Origin of the sequence: Microvirgula aerodenitrificans DSM 15089 (assembly GCF_000620105.1) — a bacterium.
Classification (GTDB): Bacteria; Pseudomonadota; Gammaproteobacteria; order Burkholderiales; family Aquaspirillaceae; genus Microvirgula; species Microvirgula aerodenitrificans.
Map to the genome: position 1 here is coordinate 251,555 of NZ_JHVK01000003.1, position 16,057 is coordinate 267,611.

Below are 16,057 nucleotides of genomic sequence, written 5' to 3' on the forward strand. Positions count from 1 at the left end.
GACCCCCAGCCCGGGCCGGGACAGACGGAAAACCATAATAATCATGATTTTTACTGGACGACGAGAACGCGCCGCGCTGACCGAGCGCAATGAGCAATTGACACAACGCGCCGCCGAGCTGGAGGAGGACCTGGTCCAGGCGCGCGCCGAACTGGCCGATGCCCGGCTGCAACTGGACGAACACGAACGCCGGCTGGCCCGTCAGGGGGCTTACAACGCCGCCCTCGGTCGCTGCTGTGACAGCGTCGAGGCCATCCGCGCCTCGTTCGCCGAACTGGCCGGACAGCTCGACCACGAATTCGATACCGCCTGTGAAGCCACGCAGACGCTGAGCAGCAGCGAAACTGCGCTGAGCGGTATTTCCGACAGCTTTGACCACATGGTCAGCGCCCAGTCCGAGACCGCAACCCGCATCGATACCCTGTCCGAACACTCGGGCAATATCGGCCGCTTCGTGCAACTGATCCACGACATTGCCGACCAGACCAATCTGCTGGCGCTGAACGCAGCGATCGAGGCTGCGCGTGCCGGCGAGCAGGGACGCGGTTTTGCCGTGGTGGCCGATGAGGTCCGCAAGCTGGCCGAACGCACCAGCCAGGCCACCAGCGAGATTGCCACCCTGGTCAACACCATCGTCACCGGTACCCAGGACGCACGCCACCAGGTGGAAAGCACGGCCGAGCAGGCCCGCGCCTATCACGCCACCAGCCTGGAAACCACGCATACCGTCAACGTGCTGGTTCGCCACAGCGGCAAGATGGCCGGCGCCATTGCCGAAGCGGCGCATGCCAGCTTCCTCGATATCGTGCGTCTCGACCACTTTGCCTTCAAGCTCAGTATCTACAAGGCCTTCCTCGGCCTGGTCAAACTGGACGAGCACGATATCTGCAGCCATCAGCACTGCCGGATGGGCAAGTGGTACTACGACGGTCGCGGCGCGCAGCAATGCGGTGACAGCGCCGTGTTCCACCGTCTGGAAACGCCGCACCAGCAGGTGCACGAATATGGCCGCAATGCGGTTGCAGCGCTGAACGCCGGCGATTTCAAGCACGCGGCGGACGCACTGGCCGCGATGGAAGACGCGTCCAACCACGTGACCGAGCTGCTGGCGCAACTGGCCGAGGCCAGTTGCATGCAGACCCGGCTGCAGGCCGCGACCGGCAAGTAACCCCGTGCGGCGGGCCGGATGCGGGACAGGTGATATGATGACTTTATCCCCTGCCCCGCTCCAGCCGCCGCATGAACCTGCCCGCCGACTTCTTCTCCCCCCCGATCCTGCTGACCGCCGGTGCCGGCGCGCTGGCCGTGCTCGGTCTGGCGGCGACCCGGGTGCGCTGGCGCAAACTGGACCCGGTGGCGCTGAATGCATGGATGGGCGCCTGCGTCGTCATCATTCTGTTCTGGCAACTGAGTGGCGGTTTCAAGCCAGGGCTGTCGTTCCATCTGCTCGGCAGCACCGCATTCACCCTGCTGGCCGGCCCGTGGATGGCCATGATCGGCATGGCCATCGTGCTGCTTGCCCTGGCCGCCTGGGGCACGCTGGACTGGGGGTCGCTGGGGCTGATTTTCCTGATCTGCGTCGCCTGCCCGGTCACGATCACCGGCGTGGCCCTGCGACTGGCGCAGCGCTTCCTGCCGGCCAATTATTTCATTTATCTGTTTCTCAACGCCTTTCTGATCGGCGGCGCCAGCTTCTTCGCCAGCGCACTGCTGCTGGTCGCCACGCTGGGCCTGGCCGGCGCCTATCCGGCCGACGAGCTGCTGTACGACGTGCTGCCGTTCTATTTCCTGCTGTCCTGGTCCGAGGCGTTCACTACCGGCCTGATGATGTCGATCTTCGTCGTCTACAAGCCGCACTGGGTCGCCACTTTCGACGACCGCCGCTACCTGTACAACAAACCCCCTCTTTGATGCCGGAGTCCGCATGACCGCCTTGCCGAGTTTCAGCCTGCGCTTCTGGCCGGTCTGGCAGCGCAATTTCCTGGTGTGGAAAAAACTGGCCGTGCCGTCGGTACTCGGCAACCTTGCCGATCCGATGCTGTATATGCTCGGCCTCGGTTTCGGCATCGGCAGCCTGCTGCCACAGGTCGACGGCGTGCCGTACCTGCAGTTTCTCGCTGCCGGCACGCTGTGCTATTCGACCATGAACAGCGCCACCTTCGAGGCGCTGTACTCGGCGTTCTCGCGCATGCACGTGCAGAAATCCTGGCTGGCCATCATCAACGCGCCGATCGACATCGACGACGTGGTGCTGGCCGAATGGCTGTGGGCAGCCAGCAAGAGCGTACTGTCCGGACTGGCGATCTTTCTGGTCATGTGGGGACTGGGCCTGACGCGCCTTGCCGACGCGCCATGGCTGATGCTGGTCGTGCTGCTGGCCGGCCTGACCTTCTCCGCCATGGGGCTGGTAATAACCGCGCTGTCGCCGAGCTACGATTTCTTCATGTACTACTTCACCCTGGTCATCAGCCCGATGGTGCTGCTGTCCGGCGTGTTCTACCCGGTCGCCCAGTTGCCCGGCTGGTTGCAGACCGTCGCCGGCGCCCTGCCGCTGACCCAGGCCATCAATCTGGTCCGGCCGGTGGTCAATGGCGGCTGGCCGGTGTCGGTGCTGCAGCCGGTGCTGATCATGGTTGTTTATGCGGCTGCCTCGTACTGGCTGGCCGTGGTGCTGATCCGCCGCCGTCTGGGACGCTGATGTCAGCAGGCGGCGGATCTGGCATTCACTAGCGCTTACGTTGTCACTGCGGCCAGTCGATATGCTGCGGGAACCCCGGTTGCAGTGGTAGGTCGCGGAGTGCCTGCCGGTAAGCGCGGACTTCGGCCAGTTGCCCGGCGCTGATCGGGTAGTCCGGCATCAGCAGGTAGTCGGTGGCGGTGATCAGGGCATCGCGACGGGCGCGGGCAGCGTCAGCCAGGGCATCGTCGTCCGGGGCTGGCGCATCGCACAGTACCGGATGACCATGCTCGTCGGCCTCGATGCGCTGGCCGGCGGACTGGCCTGCGAGCAGTGCGGCGTGCTCGTCGTGGGTGATTTCGATGGCATCAGCGGGAATATTGTCACCATGGATTTCCCGGTTATAGAAACCGCACTTCGATTTTGAATAGAACATTTTCATCCCTCAAATCCCGATAGAAATGACATTGAAACTGACACCGGCACCTATTGCTGCACCACTATTGGAGTCCACCAGATTGAATGAACGCTGCGACGGGGTATCCACTGCGCCCCCCTGGATGACAACTTTGGCATTCGGAGACCCGGGAACTTCGCCCAGTGCCCTGACAGGGTACGAGATGGGGTATGTCCAGGTGGCGACACCGCCGGCTGTGGTGGTCAGTTTCCCCAGCTGGATGATCATGCCCCCCGGCAATCGCTGATAGCCATTCACGGTCAGCGACTGATTCGCTCCCAGGAACGCCGCAAACGGCACCTTGTCCGACCGCAGCTTGCTGACCTCGGTCGCCAGTTGCGCCGCATCGGCCGCACCGGGATTGACCGCCGCACCGAACAGGCGGATGACCCAGCAGCCGGTGACGTTGAGGGGGCGGGTCTCGGCGCCGCCCACGGAAGATGTGCCGGTCATTTGGCCTCCGCCAGCGTAGGCCAGTGACGTCCCGGATGACGAACTGATGGGGAACTGCAGGTTGCCATACGGGATGGTGTGCACATGCGACCGCAGCTCGTCCGGCTGAATCACCCCATCCGCCCCAGCCGACAGCGCCCCATCCCCGCGCATGAACACCGCCCCGAGACTCCCCGCCGACTTGCCGTTGTAGTCCGGCAGCCGGAACGTGGTCGCCCCATCCCCGGCCGTGAACTTGCCGCGCTCGGTCGGCGTGGCCAGCCAGGCGGCGTCGGTGACAACCGGCACATTGCCGGCGGCGATGCCGGCCCAGGCGTCCGGGTACAGGCTGCGCGACAGCGCCTGGCCATCGGCCGGCGCGTAGCCAGCCGGAATCGCGGCACGGTTCGGGCACCACAGCGGAAACAGCAGCGGCAGGCCGGTATTTTTGCTCATGGCCTTGCTGACGAAGCCGGTCGTGGCGAGCTGGTCGGTTGCCGTGCCGGCCGCCGCGGTCGGTGCGACCGGCGTGCCGGTCAGGACAGCGTCGTGCTTGCTGGCAAACGTCTCGGTCAGCAGCGACTTGATCTGGTCGTCACGGGCCGGGTCGAGCGTGCCGCCGAGGCCGGTGACGACGTTTTCCAGTTCATTCGCCACGCTATTCAGCCAGCTGGCGGAGACGATGGTTCCCAGTTCCCCGGTGGACGGGGCGCCGTCATGGAACAAGCCATCCGGCGTATTGATCTGTTGCATTGAAGCCTCTCAATCAGGATTGATATGCGAAGTACACAAAGGTGTGCGCCGGTTTCAGGTCGTTCATCACCGCCTCGATGACCGGGTCACCAAACGCGGTCAGGCGTTCGCCGGCGGCAGACTGGCCGGCGCGGAAGCGGTAGACGAGTTGCTGTCCGCCATGGACGATCACCTGCCATACCCAGTGGATGTCGGCCGCCCACAGCCGGTCGCCGGCGCGGTTGATGCCGGCGCGGAACGGCTGGGGTTCGGCGATGGTGATGCGGTAGCCCATGCCGGCCGCCAGGCGGATGAAGTACGGGATGCTGAGTCCGCCGGTTTCGGCCAGCTTGGCCAGCACGTTCTGCAGGCGCTGCTGGTAGGGCATGTCGACCGACGGGGTGATGCCGCACACCCGCTCCCAGTCCGGCAGCAGTTGTTCGGCGAAGAACGGCGTCACCGCACCCCGGACCCGGCCGGCGCCGGTCTGCGTGGCGTCGAGCGCGCCGCCCTCGGCCCGCAGGCCGGCACGCAGCGCGCTGCCGTCCGGGGCGTAGCTGACCGGAGGCAGCAGCAGGGTCAGTAGCTCGCGATGTCCGCTCATTACAGCGCCCCCACCGTGACGTTGCCGAGGCGAACCCACTCGACCTTGCCGGCGTCGACCAGCGGCACCACATTGGCCGTCGGCTGGACGATGGCGCGGTCGACCACGCCGGGCAGGTCGGAGACCAGCGCCTCGATGCGGCTGCGGATCACGCTGTCACCGGGCGAAAGCTGGTTGAAGTAGCCGGCCAGCGCGGTCTGGATCTGGGCCTGGGCGGCGGGCAGGGTCAGCCCGGACAGGGAGACCCGGATGTCGATGTCGATGGTCTTCGGCGTCGGTGCCAGCACCAGGCTGTTGCGGGCGGTAACCGGCCGCAGGTCGTCGATATGCGCCTGCACGGCGGCCAGCGTGGCATCGGACGGCAGCGCGCCGCCGGCGGTGATGACCACGTCAACGGTGCCGAGGCCACGGCGCAACGGGTACACATAGGCGGCCGAGACGCCGGCGACTTCCATCGCCCAGCGCCGGTAGTCGTACTTGTTGCCACCGGCCGGCGGGCGACGGATCAGTTCCAGCAGGCGAGCCAGCAGTTCGCTGTCCGATTCTTCATCGACGCCGCCGGTCATGTCATGCAGGACAGCCTGGCTGGATACGCCGGATGGTGCCGCGGTCAGCTCAACGGTCGTGTCGATGCCGACATTGCCCACGGTACCGGCGCTGGCGGCGGCAATGGCGACGCTGGCCTTGCCGGCCGCATCAATCGCTGCCGCCCGGGTGGTGACATAGCTCTGCTCGCCCAGCCGGGCGGTCAGACCGGCCGGCAGTGCCGCACCCGGCGTGCCGGTCACCTGCAACACCCCCTGAGCCGCCACCGCCGGCTTGCGGCTCAGGCCGCGCACGCGGGCGTGCAGTTCCAGGTACTCGCGGTCGGCGGTGTCGGGAAAAATCTGGCGCACGATCCAGGTCTGGTGCTGGTACAGCCCCTCGACCGCGCTGGCCACCGAGGTGGCGCGGATGAAATAGTCGCTGTCGGCGCCGGTGTCGGCGTCGGGCAGCTGGTTCTTGATGTCGCGCAGCAGGGCGTCGCGAATGCTGGCGAAAGCGGGTACGGTAAACGGCATCAGGCCACCTTCACGGGATGTTGGAAGTGATGGAGACGACCGCTGGCGTCCGTCACCCCGATCTGCAGCGCCAGCCAGCCGGTCGACGGCGTGTCGGGCCGCGAGGTGGTGACGTCGATCAGGGTGGCGCGACCGTCCTTGAGCAGGGGGGCCAGCGCTTGTTCGCTGTACTGGCGGGCCAGTACGGCAACGCGGCTGACATCCTTCTCGCGCTGCAGTTCATGCAGGCGCGAGCCCAGCGTCGGATCGGCCCAGTAGCTGCCGAGCGGCGTCATCAGCCGCAGGTAGACTGCGTTGGCCAGGGTGTCGGTGCGGGTACCGGCGTAGTCGCCGGTTTGCGGGTCGATAAGAGCGTCCATGAACCGATTGTGCCGGGCGGCCCGGATGGCGCTCAGTTGGGTGCTTTCAGTGCACAGCGACAGCCGGCCATAAATGCAGAAAGGCAGCGCATCGCGCTGCCTTTCTGCATCGGGTATGGCACAGCCTAGTTCGGCGCGCCGGTCACGCCGCCGGAGTCGCCCGGGTGGGTGTGGCTCATCAGGCTCTTGCCGCCGGCCACCACGTCGGCGGTCGCGATCAGCCCGCCGGTGATCGCCGCACCGCTGCCGCCCTGCAGCGCCATGCCGCCATTGCCGCTGAACTGGCCCTGGGCGGTCAGCTGGGCGCTGGTGGTCAGCATCGGCGTGTTGAAGTCGGCCTTGTCGCTGGCATTGACCTCCCACTGCTTGCAGTTGACGCGGAACACGTCGCACTCGGTCTCGATCACCCGTCCGCGCTTCAGCACGATTTTCGCGCCCTCGTCGGTGTACAGCGCCACTTCGCCGGCTTCGAGCGCCTTCAGCCGGTAACTGCCGTGCTCGGTGGCGATCACGATGCCGTGGCTGGTTCGTCCGCCGATCGGCAGCACCACCGCCATCGTTCCCGGCAGCGGGTTCGAGGTAAAGCCGTAGTGCTGGAACAGTTCGTTGTCCTGCAAGCGCTCGCCGGCCAGGCCGTCAGCCTGGACCAGTTGCGTGGCCGATGCGCTGTCGGCGCGCGTCAGCACGCCGCGAAACGCCTGGCGCACGCCCGACATTGCCCGCTGGATTCGTTGGTCCACATCATTCCACATCATGTTCTCCTGTCATTTCTTGCTGCCGCGTCTGGCGCGGCGGGTCCATTTGCCCGGATCGGCATCCACGACCCATACGCCGTCCTCGACCAGGGTCAGCGTGGTGGTCGCCTGCTGCTCGCGTCCACCCTGGAACTTGCGCGACATCAGGAAGTACTCACCGTCGATGTCGTGCGGCTCGCACAGCACATGGATGCGCTGGCCCGGTTCCCACAGCACGCCGTCGCTGGTGCGATGGCCACTGACCACGGCGGTCAGCGCAAAGCTGCCGCGCCGGGCATCCGCCATCAGCTTGCGGGCGGCCAGTCCGGCCAGCACGTCGTTCTCGACGTCGTTTCTCGGCCGGATCAGTTCACGCTGCAGTTTCAGCTCTGGGTTGGTCGCCACTCCCTTGATGGCATGCTTGCCAGCGTTGAGCGCATTGCCCTGCGACTGACCGAGTACGGTGATCTTCGAATACAGCCCGGTCATGTTGCGACGGCGTTTCAGGCTGACCAGGTTGTTGCCACGGCCGGCGCGGCGCATCACCAGGCTGGCCACCGGTGGCTGGCTGTAGTCGGGGCCGTCGATCACCAGCGTGCCATCCGGCTGGAACCACGCCCACAGGCCGTTGGCTTCGACCAGCTTTTTCAGCAGGTCCCAGGCGGTCGAGCCGGGTTCGACGTCGACTTTCTCCAGCCGCCGCGCATACTTCGGATCGAACTGGATCTTGTCGATACCAAGCGGCCGGACGACATCGGCCATCAGCTCGGCCAGCGTGATCTGCTTGCGGTTCAGCAGCGGTGCGGAGCAGTCGACCAGCACGCCGCCGAGGTCACGACCGCTCAGCATCAGCGTGTGGCCGCCCTTGTCGATCGACTCTTCGATCTCGTCGATGTAGCCGGTCATCACCGTGTCGGCACCAACGCGCACCTGGATGGTGGCGCCGATGTCGACAATGGCCGGCACTTCGCCCCGTGGCAGACCCAGCGTCACATGCCAGGCATCGGCAATCGTCTCCAGATTGGAGTCCAGGTCATAACTGCTCCACTGGCTGTGGACCTTGCCGCCGATCAGCAGCGATACGGTGTTATCGGGCGTAGGCATTCAGCGTGTCTCCGGTCTGCAGGCCATTGGGGTTGATCAGGGTCGGGTTCAGCCGGGCCAGTTCGCCGGCGCGGCTGTAGTCGCCGTACCAGCGGAAGGCCAGCAGGTGCAGGTTGCCCGGCGCCTCGACGCGGCGTGTCACCAGCGGCGGCAGCACGTCGATCACGGACACGGCCGCACGCTGCACGCCGAGTGCGGCATCCTTCAGCGATTCGGTCACCGGGCGGGCGGTCTCGACCGGCAGCAGGTCGCGCCAGGCATCGATGCTCGCCTGCAGCGATTCGCGCACGTCATTGCTGATCTGCTCGATCTCCTGCGGCGACAGCGTTGGCTGTTCGGCTTCGGCCGCAAAAATCTGCCCGGCGGTCTCGGCCAGTGCGGTCGAGGCCGCCACCCGCACCATGGCCGTCACCAGCGCGACATCGTCGGCATGGGCGCCGACCGGCTGGACGGCGGCATTCGCGGCAGCGGAACCCGAGCCGCTGCTGCCGGCCGTGGTCGACACCGTGCCGGCCGCGACCCGGGCCGGCAACTGGACCACGCCATCAAACTGGCGCACCAGGCTTTTCCAGTCGGACAGCACCGCGCCGCTGCCGAAACCGCACTGCTCGGCCATGCCGCGCATCATGCCCACCACATCGCTGGCGAAGGCGCGCGGGTAGTCGATCATGTCCAGGGTAGTGCCAATCACGCCGCTGATCTGGCTGCGGATATTGCTCAGCGTGCCGGTCAGCACACTGCGCAGCGCGTTCAGCCGTGCCAGGTTGTTCTTGATTCCCTTCAGTGTGTCGAACACCGACGAGAAGGCTCCGGCGCCGTTGCCGAAGGCAGCCGACATCAGCAGGGAAATCACGTCGGCCAGTTGCAGCGGCAGCTGGCGGACGAAGAACGGGTTGCCCGGCGTGGCCTCGGTAAAGTTCAGCACCACCGTGCACGAGTCCGGCGTTTCGCCTTTGTGGGAGATGGTGTAGCCGGTCGGCAGCGCGTCCTTGATGCTGCCGAACACCGGGTGGATCAGTTCACCGGTCCCGCCCTGGTCCAGCACCGCCAGCAGGGTCTGCAGCCGCGATTCATAGCTGTCGCCATGGAAGAAGGCCGTGATCTTGACCGTACGCGCCTTGCGCCCGAGGTCCTCGACGTCGGCGCCGTCCAGGTACGGGTATTCATGGCTGGCCACGGCGCGGCTGGCGCTGTCCTCGGTTTCCAGGCAATCGAAGGGCACGCCACGGAACGACGCGTCGAGCAGGGTGTATTCCCAGGCCATTATTGTCTCCTTGCGTTGCGGGTGTTGGCTTCGGTGACGATGGAGAAGATCTTGTCAGCCAGCCCATGGAGGTTCACGCTGATATTGATGTTCTGCATGGTGCTGCCGGCTTTCTGTGCACTGTTTGCTGCCCGATCGAGCCGGGGTGAACGCGGCGTCTCGCCCAGACCAAAGCGGCCTGCGGCCTGCCGTTGCAGGGCCGGGTCGAATTTGCGGACGGCCTGTTGCGGGCTGGAAATCGGGAGCGGTTTGAAGACCGGCGGACTGATGTCCTTGCCGAAGCGGGTGACAGCCATTCGCCTGGCCGTTTTTTCGTGATCTTCCTTGGTGACCTTGGACGCGATGTAGCCCAGCGCAGCGGCCCATGCGACGCCCCCGGCCGCCGCCTTGTATGGCATCGGAACCATATTGAATGCCTCGCTGGCAGCCCCGGTCAGCACAGCGCCTCCGAACAATGCCCACGGATCGTCCATTTTTATTGGCATGAGCTTGTCCCAGCCCTCGCGCACCAGCGTGACGGGAGGGGCAAGCTTGTCCCGCTCGGCCTGGACTTCACGCATCCTGGTCTTGCCGTTATCCGAGTTTTTGAACGCCGCCAGTTCGGCCTCGAGAGGCTTGGCTGCGGCGCTTTGGGATGCCTGATCCATCCGGGCACGGATGGCCGCAGTCCGACTGCTCATCGCGACCAGTGTTGGCACCAGCGAGGGGTTGGTAATGCCGGCCTTTTTCAGCGATGCCTCGGTTGTCAGGCCTTTTTTCGCCAGCGCATCCGAAAGGCCAAGGATGCCGTCCACCCCATTCTCGCCGGTGAACTTGCCATCCTTCACATACCGGCGGGTATTGATGCCGGTAACCTGGCCGATCTGCTTGAGCACTGTCGGATCAGCCAGATTTCTCAGCCCGTGCGCAGCCTCCGCTGCCGCCCATTTCGGATCGTTCTTGCCGGACGAGCGCATCAGTTCCGGCAGCAGCGAAGCGGTCAGGTTCAGCCCTTTCTCGCCATTGATACCGACGGCAGCAGCTTCCTGCCACAGGGTCGAATCCCCGCGTGAAAGTTGACCGATATCGATGTTCCTGCTCTTGCGGTGGACCTGAAGCAGGTTGTGCACGGCACCCACCCGCGAACGGTCGATGCCCATCTGTTGGGACAGTGCGAGATCCATGCCGGCCACATCGCTCGGCGCGACCTGATAGACCGTCGCGGCACGCCCGCTTTGGCGCGTACTCTCTTTGTTGTCTGCTGCTGCGTACCTGGCTTTGTTGAATACTTCGGCCGCGCCCAGCATGTCTTTGGAAGGTTGATAGGCGTCGGGAGACAGCCAGTCCACAAACTGGCCCAGTGCCTCGGCTTCCCTGGCATCCAGCGAGGCATTGGCCGCCCGCAAGGCCTTGACTCTCGCCCAGTACTCCCGGTTCGCCTTTGTGCTCTCGGCAAGCCCAATCATTTGCCCCGGCACAGAAATGGCAGTCATTGCCCCCGAGAGCACTTTCGGGGCCCAGCGGGAATTATTGAACTTCCGGATGGCGGCCAGTTGCGGATCGTTGTCGGAATTAATCTCTTTTACAGCCGAAGAGGATGACTGTTTACTCATAGCATTCTTGACCTGTAGGTAATGGAAAGGCGCGCGGGCTTTCACCCGCGCCCTTCCGTTGCGACCATTCCCCGTCACTTGCCTTCGGCGGGAATCCGGCGGCGTTGCGATGTGACGCGGCGACCGGCAGCAGAGGCGCCGGCGCCGTTGTCCTCATCGGCGACTGCCCGCGACATCGCCAGCAGGTACAGCCACTCGGCTTCGGTCAGTTCGACAGCTGGCTTGCCAAACACCGCACCAGCCTTTTCAGCGTGGCGGTACTTGAAGCGTTCAAACGCGCTGTCTGTGGCGTTTTTTTTACCTCGTCGAGCAAGGCGTCAAAGGCGTCGTCGCTCATCCGCGTCGGGCTGTAATCGCGCTCGAAGCCCAGGTACTCGTCGAGCAGGAAGACCTTCTGTTCGCGGGTCAGCGTTTCCGCCAGCTGGTCGGCCGACTCGAACACCGGCTTGCCGGTCTCCGGGTCGAGCACGGCCTGCGCCAGCAGCAGGTCGGCCAGATGCCGCTCGTACAGCTCGCCGCTGGTCGGCGTCAGCTCGACATCGGCAAACGCCTGGTGAGCGGCCAGGCCGGCTGCGCCATAGTCCTTTTCGGACAGCAGGCGCAGCGTCAGGCTGGCGTCACCGAGCGTGACCGGATGGCGGACATCGCCGGCGTGCTTGAGCTTTTCCAGCAGGGTCATGGTCATTCGATCACCCGGCGCAGCGATTGCAGCTTCAGCGTGCGACGGCCTTCGCTGTCGACAGTGAACTTGTTGCCGATTTCAATCACGAAGCAGTCGAGGTAGCTTTCGCGCTGGCCGTCGCCGGTCGCCGGGTAGATGGTCAGCTTGGCCTTGTCGATCGCTTCCCAGTCGAGGTCGCCGGACAGCGGGATCGCCACGGTCAGGTCGAGCGAGTATTCGGCAACGCCCTTCGAGTAGCCCTTGGCACGGCCGCTGCGGGTCATGGTTTTCACCAGCTTGCGGCCGGTCTTGGTGACGACATTGAGGTCGATGACTTCGATTTCCTTGCCGTCGACTTCCAGCGCCATGGCGCCGGCGTATTCCTGAAGTGCCATTTGAATTCTCCTGATGGGTTGGGGGCGGTCTTTCCGGACCGGGTGGCCGCCCCCGGGTGGTGGTTACAGCAGCAGGTCGATGCGACCGGCGAACACGTGCAGACCGTTGACCACGTCGACCGGGATCTTGGCGTCGAGGCGGTTCACGTCCTGGCTGTCGCGTTCGACGATCAGGCCGGCCTTGTTGGCGTCCACCGCTTCGACGATTTCCAGCTCTTCCAGCTTGTAGAGCACGTCCAGCAGCTCGGAGCGGACCTTGTCCGGCGTGCGCTCGCTGAGCTTTTCGCGCGGGAAGCGCAGGCTGATGCGTTCGCGGCAGGCCTTGCGGACGTAGTCCAGGGTGCGGATGGTGGTGATGTCGAGCAGCGCCACGTCGTCGACGCCTTGCGGGTCGCGGGTGTAGGTGCTGATGGCACGCACGATCTGCACGCGGTCGCCGGGGCCGACTTCCAGCGGGGTCAGGCCGTGGTACAGCGCGTTTTCCTGTTCGGTGCGACTCGGCCACTGGTCGATGCCGGTCACGTCCAGGCCCTTGATTTCCAGGGTGTTCAGCGGGCGGGCCGGGTCTTCCTCGAAGGCGAGCACGGCGGCGTAGCCGGCGGCGATTTCAGCCGGCAGGCGCACCGAGCCACGGTGCCAGGCACCGGTGACGCGGCCGCTGTTGATCAGGCCGGCCAGGGTGGAGCCGCTGGCCAGGCTGCCGGCATGGCCGAACACGCCGACCGCGCCGCGCTGTTCCATCGGACCGGAGACGAACTCCAGGTGGTCGCGGATCGCACCCAGGCTGACGCTGTCGGCCAGCGGGCTGACGATCAGGTTGTGACCGCCAGCCACGACGGCGGCCAGGGCCGGCGCCAGGTCCGGATCGACGGCGCCATGGGCCATCGCCACCACGGTGGCGGACACGCCCGGGGCGGTAACCGCGCTCTTCAGCACGATGCCGTTGCCGAAGCTGCCCTTGTGGCGGGCGGCCAGCGTCAGCACGCCGGCTTCGACCGTGGCGGTCAGCGGCAGGTCGGCCTTCTTGTCCAGCGCGACCTTGAGCGCGGTGGCGATGGCGGCAGCGGTGTCGCCGCTGACGACGGCGACGTCGACGCGGGTCGCACCGACCGACAGGCTGACCACGCCGGCGCCGGTAGCCGGACCGGTCACGGTGACGGTGCCGGTGGCAGCCACGGCGGCTTCGGCGTCGTCGACGGCGATCACGGTCAGTTGCAGGTACGGATTGGCGGTGATGGCGGCGCGCGCCATCAGGTGGGCGGCGGAACCGCGACCGAACAGCTGTGCGGCCTGCTCGTCACTGAACACGTCGACCGGTGCCAGCGCCGGCTGGGTGCCGGTGGCCAGGCGCTGGCCGATGGCCAGTACCTTCTGCAGGTTGCCCGGCAGGGTGCGCACGGCCAGTTTGGTGTTGAACTCGAAATACTTGCCCGGTTTGCGGATGCTGGCCGGGATGCTGTCGAAACTGATGTTCGGGCTGGCCATTACGCGGCTCCTTTCTGTTGTTGCACTACGTGCGAATCGTGGGTGTGACCGGTGAAGCCGGACGCGGCGTCTGCTTTCATGCTTCGCTCCTGGTGGAAATGAGATCCCGGGCGTCGGCGACGCCATCGTCCGGGGTCAGGTGGTAGTCGAGTCCGGTACGCAACCAGTCCGGGGCGGGCTGTTCCAGCCGGCCGGCGTATTGCGCAAAAATCCTGTCCGGCTCGGCCGGGTGTTGCGGGGAAGGCCAGTGGCCGCGCGGCAGCGCGTCCTCGATCCAGGCGGTCTGGAAATCGCAAGCGAATACCGACAGCGCCTGGGCGCTGGTCTGCACGCCGGACAGCGAACGCACGCGGCCCGGCAGCAGCGCATCGATCGGCAGGCCAAGGTCCTGGCCCGACAGCAGCCGGCGCACCGCGTAGACCAGCGGATAGCTGCCGACTTCGCCCGGACCGGCGCCGCCATGGCGGCCGGCGGCCTCGCCACGCACACTGCGGTCGGCGACCATGACCACGAACTGCCCGGTCGCCCTGAATTTCTGCCGGCTGGTGCCGTGCGCTACGGTCTGGCTGATGCCGCCGAAGGTCACCCACGCGGCCGGAAAGCGACGGATTGCGTCCGGCAGCGATTCGTCCAGTTCGCCGCCATAGCTGCCGACCTCGCGCACCAGTTGTCCCAGCCCCTGCCGCAGTCGCTCGATGATGGCGTTCTCGGTCCGGATCAGGATCATGGCTGCGTGCTCCCGCCGGCCGGCAGGCGGCCCAGCGTCAGCGTGCCGGCCGCGACCAGTTCGAGGAAACGCTGTGCGTCGCGGAAGCGCTCGCGGATGTCGAGGCTGGTCTGGGTGGCGGCGCCGCACAGCCGGTAGCGGGCGATATCGCACGCATAGCCGGTCAGGATCTTCGGCGTGGTGGCAAACGGCAGCGGGTAGCGCACGGCCAGGTAGCCGTCGATTTCGCTGCTGGCGCTGTCCAGCGCCCGGGCCAGTACGGCGTCGTCGATGCGACCGCTGTTGTTGCGGTCGGTCAGCGCGATCACTTCCGCTGCGCCGAAACGCAGCACCATGTCGTCTTGGGTCGCGTACACGTTCAAGCCTCCTTGCCGGACGCGGTACGCCGGTCCGGGATGGGTTGCGCCGTCGATGCGGCGAGGGAGAAATATCGATGTGCCATGCCGTGCAGTGTGCCGCCCGGCCCCGGGTGGCCGGCAGCCGGGCGCCTTCAGTAGGCTGACGACCGGGTCGGCGCGAACGACGGGCAGCAAAAAGGGCTGCCCCTGGAGGGGACAGCCCTTTTCTTCCTGCCGGATGCGGTATTCAGCCGATTGCGCGGCGGACCATTTCGACGGCCAGTGCGGTGCCGATGGCGACGATGCCGCCGCTGATGGCGCCGACCCGGGCCGCCTGCTGCTCGACATGGCGCAGGCGCTCGTCCATGGCGTCGAGACGCTCGTTCTGGCTAGCCTGACTGGCGACAATCATGTCCAGCTTGCCTTCGATGCGCCCCAGCGCGCGGGTCAGTTCGTTGTGTTCATCGGCCATCGGCTTCTCCGTTGTTCGTGGCGGGCCTGGCAGGCGACGCAGCGGGTGCAGCCCGGCACGGCGGCACGGCGTGGCACCGGGATTTCGCCGTCACAGTCCTCGCAGTGCTCCTGCCCGGCGCCGGCATGGCCTGCGCGATGCGCTGCCAGCGCCGCCTCGCGCTGCCGCGCCTCCAGCGCCTGGGCGCGGTCGTAGTAATCGGTCATTCGGGGGTCTCCGCGCCCGGCTCGCCATGCAGGCGAAGGAAGGCGCTCAGTTGGGCGTCGAGCTGGCGGCACCACTGGCCGTAGTCGGCGGCGTGTTCAAGGAGGTCGGCCGCCGGTAGCCCGGTGTCGGCGCCGGTGGCCGCACCGGCTTGTGCAGCATGTCCGGCGTCGGCTGCGGGCACAGCCGGATCACGTTCGGGGTAGCCGAGGGCGGCGCGGTAGACGCGCAGGCTGTCAGGGCCGAGGCCAGTAAAGCGGTCGCCATCATGACGGGTCGCATCGTCGATTCTCCGGGTCAGTTCGCGCCGGCTGTCGGCCAGCCGGGCGCGGGTTGCAATCAGTTCCCGTCCGGTCTGCTGCGCCAGCGCATCAAGGCGCTGCTGCTCGATCAGCGCCGCGCCCAGTTCGGCGGCGCGGGCATCGGCCATGGTCTGCAGCGCACGGGCATGGCTGGCGTCCTGGCTGGCCAGCCTGGCCTGCCAGTCACTGGCAGCATGGCGGCGGCCGGCATCGAAGCCGAACCAGCCGGCCACGGCCAGCGGCAGCAGCAGCGCGCCGACGCGCAGCGCAAGCGACAGCGGGGTGGGTTTCAGGTCGAACATCGGCAGTCCTTTCAAGTCGTTGGCGGGTCCTGCGGCCGGGGCCGGCTGCGCCAGGCGGCGATCAGCCGCAGCGCGGCGGCATAGCCGCCGACCAGGCCGAGGTAGATCAGCCAGGTTTCCGACGTCAGCGTGTCGTGGATGCCCTGATAGATGAA

Annotated in this window: 21 protein-coding genes and 1 pseudogene; 4 read left to right on the top strand and 18 right to left on the bottom strand. The window is 66.3% G+C overall.

Going from position 1 to position 16,057, the window contains the following annotated elements; all coding sequences use genetic code 11:
• Positions 1–454 precede the first annotated feature (454 nt).
• The 4 genes and pseudogenes from Q352_RS24415 to Q352_RS0104850 form a co-directional block, all read left to right on the top strand.
• A pseudogene (locus Q352_RS24415) lies at positions 455–733 on the top strand (methyl-accepting chemotaxis protein); the annotation flags it as partial.
• A gap of 24 nt (positions 734–757) precedes the next feature.
• Complete coding sequence (locus Q352_RS24420) at positions 758–1,168, top strand: CZB domain-containing protein (RefSeq protein ID WP_233495217.1); 411 nt, start codon at positions 758–760, stop codon at positions 1,166–1,168.
• A gap of 71 nt (positions 1,169–1,239) precedes the next feature.
• Entirely contained in the window at positions 1,240–1,911 is a 672-nt protein-coding gene (locus Q352_RS0104845) for an energy-coupling factor ABC transporter permease (protein ID WP_028498362.1), read from the top strand.
• 13 nt (positions 1,912–1,924) lie between these two features.
• Positions 1,925–2,698 (top strand): ABC transporter permease, encoded by a 774-nt coding sequence (locus Q352_RS0104850; protein ID WP_028498363.1) that lies wholly within the window; start codon positions 1,925–1,927, stop codon positions 2,696–2,698.
• A 43-nt stretch (positions 2,699–2,741) separates the two neighbouring features.
• Here the strand turns inward: Q352_RS0104850 and Q352_RS0104855 are convergent, their stop codons facing one another.
• The 18 genes from Q352_RS0104855 to Q352_RS24540 form a co-directional block, all read right to left on the bottom strand.
• On the bottom strand, positions 2,742–3,113 hold the full coding sequence (locus tag Q352_RS0104855; protein ID WP_036385264.1) for a tail fiber assembly protein: 372 nt from the start codon (positions 3,111–3,113) through the stop codon (positions 2,742–2,744).
• A gap of 9 nt (positions 3,114–3,122) precedes the next feature.
• Positions 3,123–4,319, bottom strand: a complete 1,197-nt coding sequence (locus tag Q352_RS22180) for a phage tail protein (RefSeq protein WP_028498365.1) — start codon at positions 4,317–4,319, stop codon at positions 3,123–3,125.
• A gap of 13 nt (positions 4,320–4,332) precedes the next feature.
• Positions 4,333–4,902, bottom strand: a complete 570-nt coding sequence (locus Q352_RS0104865; protein WP_028498366.1) for a YmfQ family protein — start codon at positions 4,900–4,902, stop codon at positions 4,333–4,335.
• On the bottom strand, positions 4,902–5,963 hold the full coding sequence (locus Q352_RS0104870) for a baseplate J/gp47 family protein (RefSeq protein WP_028498367.1): 1,062 nt from the start codon (positions 5,961–5,963) through the stop codon (positions 4,902–4,904). Before Q352_RS0104870 ends, Q352_RS0104865 begins: the two co-directional genes overlap by 1 nt.
• Positions 5,963–6,322 carry a phage GP46 family protein gene (locus Q352_RS0104875; protein WP_028498368.1) on the bottom strand — a complete coding sequence of 120 codons (360 nt, stop codon included), beginning with the start codon at positions 6,320–6,322 and terminating at the stop codon, positions 5,963–5,965. Before Q352_RS0104875 ends, Q352_RS0104870 begins: the two co-directional genes overlap by 1 nt.
• Before the next feature lie 125 nt (positions 6,323–6,447).
• Positions 6,448–7,074, bottom strand: coding sequence for a phage baseplate assembly protein V (locus tag Q352_RS0104880; RefSeq protein ID WP_036385267.1), 627 nt, complete (start codon positions 7,072–7,074; stop codon positions 6,448–6,450).
• Between the two features lie 12 nt (positions 7,075–7,086).
• Positions 7,087–8,160 carry a phage baseplate assembly protein gene (locus Q352_RS19885; protein WP_036385268.1) on the bottom strand — a complete coding sequence of 358 codons (1,074 nt, stop codon included), beginning with the start codon at positions 8,158–8,160 and terminating at the stop codon, positions 7,087–7,089.
• Positions 8,144–9,424 (bottom strand): DNA circularization protein, encoded by a 1,281-nt coding sequence (locus Q352_RS0104890; protein ID WP_028498370.1) that lies wholly within the window; start codon positions 9,422–9,424, stop codon positions 8,144–8,146. Before Q352_RS0104890 ends, Q352_RS19885 begins: the two co-directional genes overlap by 17 nt.
• A complete protein-coding gene (locus Q352_RS19890; protein WP_156952473.1) occupies positions 9,424–11,016 on the bottom strand; it encodes a hypothetical protein in 1,593 nt (530 codons plus the stop codon). Before Q352_RS19890 ends, Q352_RS0104890 begins: the two co-directional genes overlap by 1 nt.
• Positions 11,017–11,090: 74 nt before the next feature.
• A complete protein-coding gene (locus Q352_RS23245) occupies positions 11,091–11,249 on the bottom strand; it encodes a hypothetical protein (protein ID WP_156952474.1) in 159 nt (52 codons plus the stop codon).
• Positions 11,222–11,701, bottom strand: coding sequence for a hypothetical protein (locus Q352_RS0104915; RefSeq protein ID WP_028498373.1), 480 nt, complete (start codon positions 11,699–11,701; stop codon positions 11,222–11,224). The genes Q352_RS23245 and Q352_RS0104915 overlap by 28 nt, the downstream gene beginning before the upstream one ends.
• Positions 11,698–12,072 carry a hypothetical protein gene (locus tag Q352_RS0104920; protein ID WP_028498374.1) on the bottom strand — a complete coding sequence of 125 codons (375 nt, stop codon included), beginning with the start codon at positions 12,070–12,072 and terminating at the stop codon, positions 11,698–11,700. The genes Q352_RS0104915 and Q352_RS0104920 overlap by 4 nt, the downstream gene beginning before the upstream one ends.
• Before the next feature lie 63 nt (positions 12,073–12,135).
• Positions 12,136–13,557 (bottom strand): phage tail sheath C-terminal domain-containing protein, encoded by a 1,422-nt coding sequence (locus Q352_RS0104925; protein ID WP_028498375.1) that lies wholly within the window; start codon positions 13,555–13,557, stop codon positions 12,136–12,138.
• A 76-nt stretch (positions 13,558–13,633) separates the two neighbouring features.
• Positions 13,634–14,284: a DUF1834 family protein gene (locus Q352_RS0104930; RefSeq protein ID WP_028498376.1), complete on the bottom strand. Its 651-nt coding sequence runs from the start codon at positions 14,282–14,284 to the stop codon at positions 13,634–13,636.
• A complete protein-coding gene (locus Q352_RS19895; RefSeq protein WP_084299875.1) occupies positions 14,281–14,640 on the bottom strand; it encodes a gp436 family protein in 360 nt (119 codons plus the stop codon). The genes Q352_RS0104930 and Q352_RS19895 overlap by 4 nt, the downstream gene beginning before the upstream one ends.
• 229 nt (positions 14,641–14,869) lie before the next feature.
• Positions 14,870–15,094 carry a hypothetical protein gene (locus Q352_RS0104940; protein WP_028498377.1) on the bottom strand — a complete coding sequence of 75 codons (225 nt, stop codon included), beginning with the start codon at positions 15,092–15,094 and terminating at the stop codon, positions 14,870–14,872.
• Positions 15,070–15,300 carry a TraR/DksA C4-type zinc finger protein gene (locus tag Q352_RS0104945; RefSeq protein ID WP_028498378.1) on the bottom strand — a complete coding sequence of 77 codons (231 nt, stop codon included), beginning with the start codon at positions 15,298–15,300 and terminating at the stop codon, positions 15,070–15,072. Before Q352_RS0104945 ends, Q352_RS0104940 begins: the two co-directional genes overlap by 25 nt.
• Positions 15,297–15,902 (bottom strand): hypothetical protein, encoded by a 606-nt coding sequence (locus Q352_RS24540; RefSeq protein ID WP_084299877.1) that lies wholly within the window; start codon positions 15,900–15,902, stop codon positions 15,297–15,299. Before Q352_RS24540 ends, Q352_RS0104945 begins: the two co-directional genes overlap by 4 nt.
• Positions 15,903–16,057: the final 155 nt, after the last annotated feature.